The sequence below is a fragment of the Brevundimonas albigilva genome (assembly GCF_023573565.1).
Lineage (GTDB): Bacteria > Pseudomonadota > Alphaproteobacteria > Caulobacterales > Caulobacteraceae > Brevundimonas > Brevundimonas albigilva.
Window position 1 is genome coordinate 1,613,092 of record NZ_CP097649.1, and the last position, 12,957, is coordinate 1,626,048.

The 12,957-nt window shown below is 68.7% G+C and carries 14 protein-coding genes; 3 read left to right on the plus strand and 11 right to left on the minus strand.

The genetic code is table 11. The annotated features are described in order from the left end of the window. Positions 1–193: 193 nt before the first annotated feature. From M8231_RS08020 to M8231_RS08030, 3 genes are all read left to right on the plus strand, one after another. The gene (locus M8231_RS08020) at positions 194–1,567 is read left to right on the plus strand and encodes a D-alanyl-D-alanine carboxypeptidase (protein ID WP_249750412.1); all 1,374 of its coding nucleotides are present in this window, start codon (positions 194–196) and stop codon (positions 1,565–1,567) included. A gap of 123 nt (positions 1,568–1,690) precedes the next feature. Continuing rightward, positions 1,691–2,617 (plus strand): ABC transporter ATP-binding protein, encoded by a 927-nt coding sequence (locus M8231_RS08025; RefSeq protein ID WP_249750411.1) that lies wholly within the window; start codon positions 1,691–1,693, stop codon positions 2,615–2,617. Next, entirely contained in the window at positions 2,607–3,467 is an 861-nt protein-coding gene (locus M8231_RS08030) for a hypothetical protein (RefSeq protein ID WP_249750410.1), read from the plus strand. The genes M8231_RS08025 and M8231_RS08030 overlap by 11 nt, the downstream gene beginning before the upstream one ends. A gap of 2 nt (positions 3,468–3,469) precedes the next feature. Here the strand turns inward: M8231_RS08030 and M8231_RS08035 are convergent, their stop codons facing one another. The 11 genes from M8231_RS08035 to rpmD form a co-directional block, all read right to left on the minus strand. Beyond that, complete coding sequence (locus tag M8231_RS08035) at positions 3,470–3,952, minus strand: GNAT family N-acetyltransferase (protein WP_249750409.1); 483 nt, start codon at positions 3,950–3,952, stop codon at positions 3,470–3,472. A gap of 81 nt (positions 3,953–4,033) precedes the next feature. Beyond that, the gene (rplQ, locus tag M8231_RS08040) at positions 4,034–4,450 is read right to left on the minus strand and encodes a 50S ribosomal protein L17 (protein WP_249750408.1); all 417 of its coding nucleotides are present in this window, start codon (positions 4,448–4,450) and stop codon (positions 4,034–4,036) included. A 108-nt stretch (positions 4,451–4,558) separates the two neighbouring features. Further along, positions 4,559–5,578: a DNA-directed RNA polymerase subunit alpha gene (locus tag M8231_RS08045; protein ID WP_249750407.1), complete on the minus strand. Its 1,020-nt coding sequence runs from the start codon at positions 5,576–5,578 to the stop codon at positions 4,559–4,561. A 95-nt stretch (positions 5,579–5,673) separates the two neighbouring features. Next, positions 5,674–6,063: a 30S ribosomal protein S11 gene (gene rpsK, locus M8231_RS08050; protein WP_054765476.1), complete on the minus strand. Its 390-nt coding sequence runs from the start codon at positions 6,061–6,063 to the stop codon at positions 5,674–5,676. Positions 6,064–6,078: 15 nt separating this feature from the next. Beyond that, a complete protein-coding gene (gene rpsM, locus M8231_RS08055; protein WP_249750406.1) occupies positions 6,079–6,447 on the minus strand; it encodes a 30S ribosomal protein S13 in 369 nt (122 codons plus the stop codon). Between the two features lie 100 nt (positions 6,448–6,547). Next, the gene (locus tag M8231_RS08060; protein WP_284150807.1) at positions 6,548–9,028 is read right to left on the minus strand and encodes a zinc-dependent metalloprotease; all 2,481 of its coding nucleotides are present in this window, start codon (positions 9,026–9,028) and stop codon (positions 6,548–6,550) included. 59 nt (positions 9,029–9,087) lie between these two features. Then, positions 9,088–9,840, minus strand: a complete 753-nt coding sequence (locus M8231_RS08065; RefSeq protein WP_250202563.1) for an energy transducer TonB — start codon at positions 9,838–9,840, stop codon at positions 9,088–9,090. A gap of 49 nt (positions 9,841–9,889) precedes the next feature. Continuing rightward, the gene (locus M8231_RS08070) at positions 9,890–10,462 is read right to left on the minus strand and encodes an adenylate kinase (RefSeq protein WP_249750404.1); all 573 of its coding nucleotides are present in this window, start codon (positions 10,460–10,462) and stop codon (positions 9,890–9,892) included. 34 nt (positions 10,463–10,496) lie between these two features. Then, the gene (secY, locus tag M8231_RS08075; RefSeq protein WP_249750403.1) at positions 10,497–11,876 is read right to left on the minus strand and encodes a preprotein translocase subunit SecY; all 1,380 of its coding nucleotides are present in this window, start codon (positions 11,874–11,876) and stop codon (positions 10,497–10,499) included. 126 nt (positions 11,877–12,002) lie between these two features. Next, on the minus strand, positions 12,003–12,596 hold the full coding sequence (gene rplO / locus M8231_RS08080) for a 50S ribosomal protein L15 (RefSeq protein WP_430641162.1): 594 nt from the start codon (positions 12,594–12,596) through the stop codon (positions 12,003–12,005). A 158-nt stretch (positions 12,597–12,754) separates the two neighbouring features. After that, positions 12,755–12,955: a 50S ribosomal protein L30 gene (rpmD, locus tag M8231_RS08085; protein WP_249750402.1), complete on the minus strand. Its 201-nt coding sequence runs from the start codon at positions 12,953–12,955 to the stop codon at positions 12,755–12,757. Positions 12,956–12,957: the final 2 nt, after the last annotated feature.

Consider the following 12,957-nt stretch of genomic DNA (forward strand, 5'->3'; position numbering starts at 1 on the left):
TATGCTGCAAGTGCGAAGTGCGGTCAATGAAAAATTGTGCGCCGCACAATATGATCGCTGATAACCTTGTCGAGGCTTCAAATTCCCGTTGACGGTCGGTTAACCACCATGAAACCCCGGCGGGCTATGCTAGCCTCCTCGACGCGTCGGCTGGGGGCCTGCCGCAAACCCTGCTTACCGAGGGCGTATGCTTATGATTGAAGTTCTCCGTCGCAGCCTCCTCGCCGTCCTGGCCTTGACGGTGCTCTGGCTGGGCGCGGCCCAGCCCACCCTGGCGCAAGAGAACACCCGCTACGCGGCCATCGTCGTCGACGCCGAGACCGGCGAAGTGCTTTTCGCCCGCCACGCCGACAGCCGCCGCTATCCCGCGTCGCTGACGAAGATGATGACCCTCTATCTGACGTTCGAGGCGTTGAACGAGGGCCGGGTCCACCTGACCGACGTGCTGACCATCTCGCCGCGCGCGGCGTCGCAACCGCCGTCCAAGCTGGGGCTGGCCGCCGGCCAGACCATCACCCTGGACAACGCCATGCGCGCCACGGCCGTCCGGTCGGCCAACGACATGGCCGTCGCCATCGGCGAACACATCGGCGGCTCCGAGGCCCGCTTCACCAACATGATGACGCTGAAGGCCGAGCAGTTGGGCATGACCCAGACGCGCTATGTCACCGCCAACGGTCTGCCGGACGCCCGCCAACTGACCTCGGCGCGGGACCAGGCCATCCTGGCGCGGGCCATCATGCGCGACTTTCCCCAGTACTACAGCTATTTCGGCCTGCACGACTGGGCCTACAACGGCCGCGACTATCGCAACACCAACGGCCTGCTGGCGACCGGAAACGGCTACGACGGCATGAAGACCGGCTACACCAACGCCTCGGGCTACAACCTGGCCGCCTCGGCCGTGCGGGACGGCAAGCGGCTGATCACCATCGTGCTGGGGGGACGCTCCACCGCCAGCCGCAACGCCCATGTCGCGGAACTGATGGACACCGGCTTCGAGGTCGAGCGCCGCCGCGCCCAGGGCGAGGCCATTCAGGTGGCGCAGTTGTTCTTCGAGCAGCGCGGCTTCGGCGTCGGCGGCGACCTGTCTCCGAACGCCCCGGTCGCCTACGCCTCTGTGGCCGAGGACGCCGACATCGGCGGAGAGGCGACCCAGGTTTCCTACACCGCCGCGCCGGCGCCGGCGGCCCTGCCGACGCGGGTCGCCCCCTCCCCGTCCGAGCGCGTCGCGGCTTCCCGGCCGCAAACCCTGACCGCGGCGCTGAACGCCACGGCCGGAAGCCGTCTTTCGGCGCCGCCGCCCTCGCGCGAGCCGGCGCGGGCGTCCTCGGGCGGTTGGGCGGTCCAGGTCGGCGCCTTCCGCGAGGAGAAGATCGCCAACGACTGGCTGACCGAGGTGCACCGCCGCTTCCGGTCCCAGTTCGCCGGCGCCGAGCGCAACGTCCAGGCGGCGGGCGAATGGTATCGGTCGCGCTTCGTCGGATTGACGGAAGTCGGCGCCAAGGCCGCCTGCGACGCCCTGGCCGAACGTCGGGTGACCTGCATGGTCATACGTCCGAACTGAGCGCGCTCGCCGCCGACCGGCCTGAAGGACGCGTTCGGCGCGCGCCGATCATTGCCCAAACTTAATCGGGGACAGCGTCGCAAAGCCTTGTGAGATCGGCGTTCGCGGGCCAAGCTCGACGGCATGGAAACCGTCATCGAAACCCGCGGCCTGACCAAGACCTATGGGACAGTGAAGGCGCTGGACGGGCTGGACCTGTCGATCCCGCGCGGCGGGGTGTACGGCGTCCTGGGGCCCAACGGCGCCGGCAAGTCGACGCTGTTCCGCACCTTGCTGGGCCTGATCCGCCCGACCGGGGGTGAGGCGATTGTCATGGGCGGCCGCATAGGCGACGCGGCGGCGATGCGGCGCATGGGCTCGATGATCGAGACGCCGCGCTTTCCGCCCTTCCTCACCGCGCGTCAGGTCCTGGAATGGCTGGGGCGGGCGCACGGCGGCGTCACCCCAACCGACATCGCAGGCTGGCTGGACCGCGTCGGCCTGGCCGAGGCGGCCGATCGGCGCGTGCGCGGCTTTTCCGTCGGCATGCTGCAGCGGCTGGGCGTCGCCGCCGCCCTGATGACCCGTCCCGACCTCGTCATCCTGGACGAACCCACCAGCGGCATGGATCCGCCCGGCATTCAGGAGATGCGCGCCCTGATCCGCAGCCTGGCCGACGACGACGGCGTCACCGTCATCCTGGCCAGCCACCAGTTGCAGGAAGTCCAGCGCGTCTGCGATCGCGTCGCCATCTTCAACAAGGGGCGGGTCATCACCGAGGGTCGGGTCTCTGACCTGACGGCGTCGGGCGAACGGCTTCGACTGTCGGTGACGCCCCTGGCCAGGGCCCTGGGCGTTCTGGGCGACCGCGCCAGCCTGGACGGCGACGCCGTGGTGGCCGCCATCGCCCGGTCGGAAACCCCGGCCGTCATCCGCGCCCTGGTCGAAGCCGGGGTGGAGATCGAGGAGGCCCGATGGATCGGCGCCGACCTGGAAGACGTCTTCATGACCGAGACCGGCTGGACCGGCGTGCAGGCCGGCGCCGCGAAGGGGACCGCCCATGCTGGTTGATGCGATCCGCGCCGAATCCTATCGCCTGTCCAAGAACCGCACGGCCCTGTTCTGGAGCCTGCTGTTCGTGCCGGTCGTCGGCCTGCTGATTTCGGCCGCGACCTTCATCTTCGCCAAGGTCAACGAGGCCAAGCTTGCCGGCAAGCTGCCGCCCGAGCTGGGGCTGAACAGCGCTCCGCTGGACCTGGGCGCGGGCCTTGTCGCCAGCGCGGCCGAGTTCGCCAATCCGGCGGTGCTGATGTTCGTGCTGATCGGCGCGGCCACGGTCTTCGCCGGCGACTATCGCTGGGAGACGTGGCGTCTGACCACGGCCCGCAACCGCCGGCCCAACCTGTTGCTGGGCAAGGTCGTGGTGGTGGTCGGTCTGACCATCGCCGCGACGATCGCGGTGCTGATCGGCGACATCGCCTCCAACTTGGTCAAGGCGGTGGTGTTCGAACGCGCCCTGACGTTCAGCCTGACGGGCGCCCAGACGGCCGACCTGGCGTGGCTGACCCTGTTGGGCTGGGGCCGCATCGTCCAGTTCGTCATGCTGGGCCTTCTGGCGGCGGTGACGACCCGCTCGCTGTTGGCGGCCCTGTTCGTGCCGCTGGTCGTCGGGGTCGGCCAGTTCTTCCTGCCCAAGCTGCTGGCGTCCATGGGCGTTTCGCCCGATGGCTGGCTGACGCCGCTCTTGACGCCCGGCATGGCCGCCGATCTGCTGAAGGCCGTCATCCTGGGCGGTGCGGCCGCCGGGGACCTGCCGCCCCAGGCGCTCGCCAAGGGCGTGTTGGGTCTGGTGTCCTGGACCCTGGCCCCCCTGGTCGGCGCCATCGTCTGGTTCCAGCGCCAGGACCTGTCCAAGGAATAGGCCTAGAGCCGCTTTTCCATGAAGACGTCGGCCCGCGCATAGGGCGTGGGCCGCGCCGGCAGGTGGATGAAACCGACGCTTTCGTACAGGGCGATCGCAGGCGCCAGGCCGCTGTTGGTTTCCAGATATAGCCGCTTCGCCTGCGTCTGCCGCGCCGCCGCCTCGCAGGCGTCAAGCAGCCGCCGCGCCAGTCCCCGTCCCCGCGCGGCCGGCGTGACGGTCATCTTCGACACCTCGAAACCGTCCTCCAGCCGGATCAGGGCGCAACAGCCGACCGCCGCGCCGTCCCGTTCGGCGATGAAGATGCGGCCGCCGGGGACCAGGAAGACGCCTTCCGGATCGTCGATCGATCGCCGGTCCTTCGCCTCGATCGCAAAGCCGCCTTCCGCCAGCCAGGCTTGGTTCAGTTGCGCCCAGGCTGCGGCGTGCCGGGGATGGTAATCGACGATATGGACGGGGCTCTCGGCGTTCATGGCGTGCTTCATGGCCCAGCCCGCGCCAAAGAAAAAGGGCGGCCGGATCGCTCCGACCGCCCTTTCGGCGTCTGGGTTCGAACGGGTCGACCCTTATTCCTCGCCGTCGTCGAACGACAGGACCGGACCGGAGTCCTTGCCCTTGGCCTCGACGTCACGATCGACGAACTCGATCACGGCCATCGGGGCGTTGTCGCCGTGACGGAAGCCGGCCTTCATGATGCGGATGTAGCCGCCGTTGCGCTCGGAATAGCGCGGAGCCAGGGTCTCGAACAGCTTGCCGACCTGGGTCACGTCGCGGACCTGGCTGATGGCCTGACGACGGGCGTGAAGGTCGCCCTTCTTGCCGAGCGTGACCAGCTTCTCGACGAAGGGACGCAGTTCCTTCGCCTTGGGCAGGGTCGTGGTGATCTGCTCGTGCTTGATCAGCGAAGCGGCCATGTTGGCGAACATCGCGGTGCGGTGGCTGGTCGTGCGACCGAGCTTACGATAGGCGGCGCCGTGGCGCATCGTGGTCTCTCCTACTCCGGTCCCGGTATCTCCCTTGAGGAGACCTAGGCCCGTATCCTTCTAACCGCCCCGACTCTCTCCCAGCGGGAGACGGGCGGAGGGTTGAACTCAGATCTGGTCGTCGAACTTCTTGGCCAGGTCTTCGATGTTTTCCGGCGGCCAGTTCGGCACGTCCATGCCGAGGCTGAGGCCCATGGTCGCCAGCACTTCCTTGATCTCGTTCAGCGACTTGCGGCCGAAGTTCGGGGTGCGAAGCATTTCGCCCTCGGTCTTCTGGATCAGGTCGCCGATGTAGACGATGTTGTCGTTCTTCAGGCAGTTGGCCGAGCGGACCGACAGTTCCAGCTCGTCGACCTTCTTCAGCAGGGCCGGGTTGAACGGCAGGTCCGGCTTGCCTTCCGAAGCCTCGACCGCCTTGGTCGGTTCCTCGAAGGTGATGAAGATCTGCAGCTGGTCCTGCAGGATGCGCGCGGCGTAGGCCACGGCGTCCACAGGCGACACGGCGCCGTTGGTCTCAACTTCCAGCAGCAGCTTGTCATAGTCCAGCGACTGGCCCTGGCGGGTCGGCTCGACGCGATAGGCGACGCGCTTCACCGGCGAATACAGGGCGTCGACGGCGATCAGGCCGATCGGCGCGTCTTCCGGACGGTTGAACTCGGCCGCGACATAGCCCTTGCCGTTCTGGACGGTCAGTTCCATGCGGACGGACGCGCCGTCGTCCAGCGTGCAGATGACATGGTCGGGGTTCAGAACCTCGATGTCGGCCGGAACGTCGATCTGGCCGGCGGTCACCGGGCCGGGGCCCGTGGCGCGCAGGGTCATGCGCTTGGGACCTTCGGCATGCATGCGAAGGGCCAGTTGCTTGATGTTCAGAACGATGTCCACGACGTCCTCACGGACGCCTTCCAGCGACGAGAATTCGTGAACGACGCCGTCGATCTGGATGGCCGTCACCGCCGCGCCTTGCAGCGAGGACAGCAGCACGCGGCGCAGGGCGTTGCCGAGCGTCACGCCGAAACCGCGCTCCAGAGGCTCAGCCACCAGACGCGCCTTGCGCTGGGCGTCGGAACCGGTCTCGATCTGCGGCTTCTCGGGACGGATCAGCTCTTGCCAGTTTCTTTCGATCATTTGGTCCCTCGAACGGGTTTCGTCGGTTCCGGCCTTGTCGACGAGGCCATGGTGGAACCGACGGAGATGGGGGTGCTTTCCGTCGGCGTCGCGTCTTAGACGCGGCGGCGCTTGGGCGGACGGCAGCCGTTGTGCGGCATCGGGGTGACGTCACGGATGGTGGTGATCGTCAGGCCGACGGCCTGCAGGGCGCGCAGGGCCGATTCACGGCCGGAACCCGGACCCGAAACGTTGACTTCCAGCGTCTTCAGGCCGTGCTCCTGGGCCTTCTTGCCGGCGTCTTCCGCCGCCATCTGGGCCGCATACGGGGTCGACTTGCGCGAACCCTTGAAGCCCATGTGGCCGGCCGACGACCAGGAAATCGCATTCCCTTGCGCGTCGGTGATGGTCACCATGGTGTTGTTGAAGCTGGCGTTCACGTGGGCGACGCCCGAGGTGATGTTCTTGCGTTCGCGGCGCTTTACGCGACCCGGTTCCTTAGCCATCGGATCAGCCCTTTCTTACTTCTTCTTGCCGGCGATCGGCTTGGCCGGACCCTTGCGGGTGCGGGCGTTGGTGTGCGTGCGCTGACCGCGGACCGGCAGGCCCTTGCGGTGACGCAGGCCGCGATAGCAGGCCAGGTCCATCAGACGCTTGATGTTCATCGACGTCTCGCGGCGCAGGTCGCCCTCGACGGTGTGATCCTTGTCGATGGTCTCGCGGATCTGCAGGACTTCGGCGTCCGTCAGCTGGTTCACGCGACGCGCCGGCTCGATGCCGACCTTTTCGGTGATGTCCTTGGCGGCGGCGGGGCCGATGCCGTGGATGTACTGAAGCGCGATTTCAACGCGCTTGTTGGTCGGGATATTGACGCCAGCGATACGGGCCACGAAATTCTCCAGATACGCGTTAGTCAGACGCAACAAACGCTCCGGTCAACAGACCAGGAGCGTGGCGCCCTTCGCGGGAAGGCGCCCTTATACAGATGATTCACCGGGCGTCAACGGTCGTGACCGCGCTTGCGGCGCACAGCCAGCAATCCTGATCGCCGATGGGGCTTCCCGGCGGCACGGCGACGGGGTGGCGGCGATCCTTCAACATCTGCTCCAGCCGCTCGCGATCCGCCAGCAGCGCGCCCAGCCAGCGATCGTGCGCCCGCTGCACCGGATCGGCGGCGCGCGAGCCGCGCAGCCTCTGGCCCGTCGTCGCCAGGTCCTGGTCGATCAGGGCGGCGGCGGTGGTGGACAGGCCGCCGCCGCGCCTCAGCTCCGCCAGCGTCAGCACATAGCGCGCCTGCACACGCCGCGCCGCCTCGGACGGCCGCCCCTCGGCCGGGGCGAAGACGACGGCCGACGTCCGCGCCAGAACCTGCGGCAGTCCCAAGGCGCCGGGATCGCGCGCGGTCGCCTCGATCAGGCGATTGACCCGCTCGGGCGCGAACAGGGCCGACAGGGTGACCTCGGCGGCCACGTCGGCGGCGGCCCCCGCGTCGAACCCGCGGCCCGTGTCGGCGGGGAAGACCTCGATCTGGTGCTGGACGTCCGTATCGCCGGACTGCTGGGCGGCCAGCAGATCCAGCAGCGGAACCGGCAGGGTCAGGGCCGCGGGATCCAGCGTCGTCAGCAGCGCCTCCAGCGCCTGGGACTGGCGCTCGGCCGACACCGGCGCGGCGCTCTCGCGGCCGTCGCCCACGATGGGAAAGCCATAGTCGACACCGCCGATCAGCTTGGCGGCCGCATCCACCTGATAACGGTGGAACAGGTAGATGGGGACCAGGCGGCGGCGCAGGTCGTTCACCGCCGACCCGGCCGGCAGGACGTTCAGGCCGAAGCGCGACAGGGCGATGCGCCGCACCTGCATCGCGTGGCCCAGCGCCTGCACCGGATCCGCCCCCTCGTCCCACAGGCTGCCCCACGGCTGGCCGTCCCAGGCGTTTCGCGCGTCGGCGTCGGACACGAACCGCAGGCGTGCGGCCCCTTCCCTGGCCTTGCGGTCCAGGGTCGCGGCGTCGGCCGGCGCGTACAGCCAGTCGATCGCGAAATCGTCCCACGCCCCCATGCCCACCGCGTAGGCGTCCGAGAAGTCCAGCGTCTGGTCCGGCCCGATGGCGATGCGCGGCGTCGGATAGTCCATCACCGAGGCCCGGTCCTGGGTGGAGGCGGCGAAGTTGTGCATCAGGCCGATGGCGTGGCCGACCTCGTGCGCCGCCAGCTGGCGAATGCGGGCCAGGGCGATGCGCTGGGCGTCGTCCTGGGCGCCGCTTCCGGTCTGGGCCGCTCCGGCCAGGCCTTCCAGGATCATCATGTCCTGGCGCACGCGCAGCGAGCCCAGCAAGACCGATCCCTTGACGATCTCGCCCGTGCGGGGATCGATCACGCTCTGGCCGTAGGACCAGCTGCGCGTCGCCCGGTTGACCCAGTTGATGACGTTGTAGCGGGCGTCCATCGGATCGACGCCTTCCGGCAGGACCTCGACGCGATAGGCGTCGATGAAGCCTGCGCGGTCGAACGCCTCGCCCCACCAGGAGGCGCCCTCCACCAGGGCCGAACGGATCGGCTCGGGCGCCGCGCGGTCGACATAGAAGACGATGGGCTGCCTGACCGTCGACCGCGCGGCGGCGGGATCGGTCTTCTCCAGGCGGAAGCGCGCGGCCAGTCGCCGGGCGATGGGCGCGTCCAGAGGGGCCGAGAAGTCGTGCACCACCTGGTTCATCGCCCCCGTGCGGGGATCGAAAGGCCGGACCTCGTATCCGGCGTCCGGCAGTTTGACGAAGCTGTGGTGCACGGCGAAGCTGACCAGCCGGCCGTCGGGCGCGATCCGCGACACCTCGCGCCCCGCATCGTCGGACGAGAAGGTCAGCAGCGCCTCCAGTTCCAGGTTCTCCGGGAACACACGCGCGGCCGAGGCGTCGACCAGGCTCAGGTCAGCGACGGGCTTGAAGGCGCCCTGCCCCGCCTGCTTCAGCGCGGCGGCGATGCCGGTGGAGTCCCAGGTCAGGAACTTGCCGATGTCGACCACGGCGCCGCCGTCCTCGGTGCGGCGGTCGATCGGGCCGGACCAGACGACCGAGCGCAGGAAGGCGTCGCGCGCGGCGGCCTGCTCGTCGCCAGACCCGGCCTCGGCGCGATAGGTCGGGTTCTCGTATTCGATGACCACCCGGTCGCCCATCCTGCGGAACACAAGGATGTGCGTCGGCCCGATCTGGGCCCGGTCCAGGCCCGTCACCGCCGATCCGACCCCTGTCCTCAGGGTGGTGAAGTGGATCACCCGGGCCATGACGCCGTCCGCGCCCGGCGCAGGCAGTTCGATCTTCACCGCGCCCTCGTCCGCATCGACGATCAGGGGAAACAGGCCGTCCGTCCGCTGTTCCGACGCCGCAGGGGCCGGCGCCGTCGCCGCCGGGGCCGGCCCCGTCGCGCCGGTCGCCAGCACAAGGGCCAGCGCCGTCGCCGTCATCAGTCCGCGGATCATCGTGAAAGCCCCCTCGACACCCCCTGGACTGAAGCGGCTGGAGCGGTCCGGTGTCAACGTCAGCGCGGCCGCCCGAAGTCGATCCCCACCGTCACCCTCTGCCCGTCCAGGGATCGGCCGTCCTCGGTCGGGGGCTGAAAGCGGAAGTTGACCACGGCGCATTGTCCCGCCGCGCCGAAGCCCAGGCCGGGAGGATCCTCGCTGACCACCCGACACGCTTCCAGCCGCCGATCGGCGCGGATGACGCAGGACAGTTCCGCGCGGCCGTATCGGCTACGCGCATTCCGCGGATGGCAGGCGCGAATCTGGCCAATCGTGGGCCCCGTGATCAGGCGCGGCCCGGTCGATCCCCGCCCCGGCCCGTCGCCGGCGCCCGATCCCGCGCCCGCCCCCGTTCCCTCTCCGCCCTGGCCGAAACCGGCGGAGGGCGACGGCGACGGCGCCGCGCCCACGACGATGGGGTCAGGCTGCGGCGCGGGAACGGGCGGCGACGGGATCGGCGAGGGCGGCGGCTGGCGGGGCGGCGGCGACGGGATCGGCGAGGGCGGCGGCTGGCGGGGCGGCGGCGACGGGGCATGCACGCGCGACGGCGCGGCCGGGGCCCCTCCCCCCGCCTCCGGCGACGGGGGCTCCGACGAGATCGGCGGCGGGGGATCGTACAGCACGACCTCGAAGGCGGGCGGCTCCTGCACGGCCGGCGGGCGCATCCCGCGCACCTGCCCCAACAGCAGAAACAGCCCGATCTCGGCTGCGGCCACGCCGGCGAATATGGCGAAGGCGCGCCAGCGTCTGCGGGCGCGCCTTGCGGTCATCCTGAGGGGCTCTTTCGTCATCAGGCGATCAAACGCCCGAAACCGGCTTTCAGGCCAGGGCCCCGTCGATCGCCCCATCGATCGCCCTGGCGACGGAGGCGATGTCGCCCATGCCGTCCACCTCGGTCAGCTTCCCCTGCGCCTCGTAATAGGGCAGCAGCGGGGCCGTCTGCTTGTTATAGACGGCCAGCCGGTCCTTGAAGGTCTCGGGATTGTCGTCCGGGCGGCCCTGGTCGGCGAACCGCTTGGCGATCCGTTCGGTCAGGGCGGCGTCGTCGACCTTCAGCCGGACCACGGCGTCGATCCGGGCTCCGCGCTTTTCCAGCATGGCGTCCAGCGCCTCGGCCTGGGCCACTGTGCGGGGAAAGCCGTCGAAGATGGCGCCGCCGGCGGCCTCGGCCTCGGGCAGGCGATCCTCGATCAGGGCGATGACGATCTCGTCGGTGACCAGGTCGCCACGGGCCAGCACGTCCTTGACCTTCAGCCCCAGTTCCGAGCCCGAGGCGATGGCCGCCCGCAGCATGTCGCCGGTGGAGAGCTGGACCATGCCCTTCTCCTCCACCAGCCGCTTGGCCTGGGTGCCCTTGCCCGCCGCCGGCGGTCCGAACAGAATCAAGTTCACGCGTCAGCCCTCCCCGAGGCCTTGAAGTCTATGCTCAGCGACGGACCGGCGCGGGCGCCCCGCGACCGCCGCGACCCCGCAGCTTCGCCTTCTTGATCAGCCCCTCGTACTGGTGGGCCAGCAGCTGCGACTGGATCTGGGCGACAGTGTCCATCGTCACCGACACCACGATCAAGATAGACGTTCCGCCGAAGTAGAGGCTGTTGCCCATCTGGGCGACCAGGAACTCCGGCAGCAGGCAGACGGCGGTGATGTAGGCGGCGCCGATCACCGTCAGGCGGGTCAGGACATAGTCCAGATACTCGGCCGTGCGCTTGCCCGGACGGATGCCCGGCAGGAAGCCGCCGTACTTGCGCAGGTTCTCGGCCGTGTCCTCCGGATTGAAGGTGATCGAGGTGTAGAAGAAGCAGAAGAAGATGATCAGCGCGGCGTACAGCGCCATAAACAGCGGCTGGCCGTGCGTCAGCTGCGCCGTCACCAGCGGCAGCCAGCTCATCCAGGGCGGCAGGTCGGCGTTGGCCGTCATGGTCGCCACCGTCGTCGGCAGCATCAGCAGCGACGAGGCGAAGATCGGCGGAATGACGCCGGCGGTGTTGACCTTCAGCGGCAGGAACGAGCGTTCGCCCCCCGCCATGCGGTTGCCTTCCTGGCGCTTCGGATACTGGATCAGCAGCCGGCGCTGGGCGCGTTCCATGAAGACGATGAAGACGACCGTGGCCACCGCCAGCACGGCGATGAACAGCAGGGCGAAGGCCGACATCTGCCCCTGTTGGGCCAGGCCCAGCAGGCGCGCCACCGTGGACGGCAGCACCGCCACGATGCCGGCGAAGATGATCAGCGAGATGCCGTTGCCGACGCCGCGCGCCGTCACCTGCTCGCCCAGCCACATCAGGAACATGGTCCCGCCGGTCAGGGTCACGACCGTCGAGGCGATGAAGAAGATGCCCGGATTGTCGACCAGACCGGCCGTGCTGTTCAGGCCCACGGCGATGCCGAACGATTGCGCCAGCGCCAGGAACACCGTCAGATAGCGGGTGTACTGGTTCAGCTGCTTGCGGCCGCTTTCGCCGCCTTCCTTCTTCAGCTTTTCCCACGGCGGATACACCGTGCCCATCAGCTGCACGATGATGGACGCCGAGATGTAGGGCATCACGTTCAGCGCGAAGATGGCCATGCGCTCGACCGCGCCGCCCGAGAACATGTTGAACATGTCCAGGATGCCGCGCGACTGATCCGGGTTCTGGAAGAACTGCAGGAAGGCCTGGGAGTTGATCCCCGGGATCGGCACATAGGTCCCGATCCGATAGACCAGCAGCGCGCCCAGCGTGAACAGCAGGCGCTTGTGCAGCTCGGTCGCCTTGGCGAACGAGCCCATGTTCATGTTTGCGGCGAGTTGTTCAGCGGCCGAAGCCATTATGCGTCCCCACGACTGACAGAGTCGTCAGATAGGCGGAAAGCGGCGCTCTTGCGAGGCCGCTTCCGTTCTTTCGTCGTCACGATGTGCTCAGACCACGGTCGAACGACCGCGACGACGCGGTGATCAGGCCTTGGCGGCGGTGCGCTTGGCGCGGGCCGAGACCTTGTTGGCGTCGCCCTTCGGCGCCTTGGGGGCCGGAGCCTTGCCCTTGGCGGCGTTGCGCTTCTCGACGCGCGCGGCGGCCTTGGCTTCGGCCTCGATGCGTTGCTCGGTCAGCGAACCGCCGGCGGCTTCGACAGCCTTCTTGGCGCCCGACGAGGCCGACCAGACGACCAGGTTCAGCTTGGCCTTCAGTTCGCCCGTGCCCAGCACGCGCACGCCGTCCTTGGCCCGACGGATCACGCCGGCGGCGACCAGGGCCGCGCCGTTGACTTCAGCCTTGGCGTCCAGCTTGCCGGCGTCGACCGCTTCCTGCAGGCGCCACAGGTTCACCTCGGCCAGCTTCAGGGCGTTGGGGTTGTTGAAGCCGCGCTTGGGCATGCGCATGTACAGCGGCATCTGGCCGCCTTCGAAGCCCAGCAGGCTGACGCCGGTGCGGGACTTCTGGCCCTTCACGCCGCGGCCGGAGGTCTTGCCCTTGCCCGAACCGGGGCCGCGGCCCACGCGCATGCGCTTCTTGTGCGCGCCCTCGTTGTCACGGATTTCGTTCAGCTTCATGTGCCTGATCCTTTCGGGTTCTAGCGCCTGGCCGGGGGCCAGACTCGGCGTTGAAAAAATGAAGGGCCGCTTCTAGGCGGCCCCTCGGAATTTTACAAGCAAACGTATCGGCGAAAAAGCGAAACGCCCTCCCCCAAACCGGGAGGGGGCGAAACGTCTTACTTTTCGACGATCTCGGTCAGGTGGGCGACCTTGGCGATCATCCCGCGAACCGACGGCGTGTCTTCCAGCGTAGACTCGCGGCCCATGCGGTTCAGGCCCAGGCCCACCAGGGTGGCGCGCTGGTCGCCCTTGCGGCGGATCGGCGAACCGATCTGCTTGACGGTGACCGTCTTGGCTTCAGTCTTGTTCGTGGCCATGA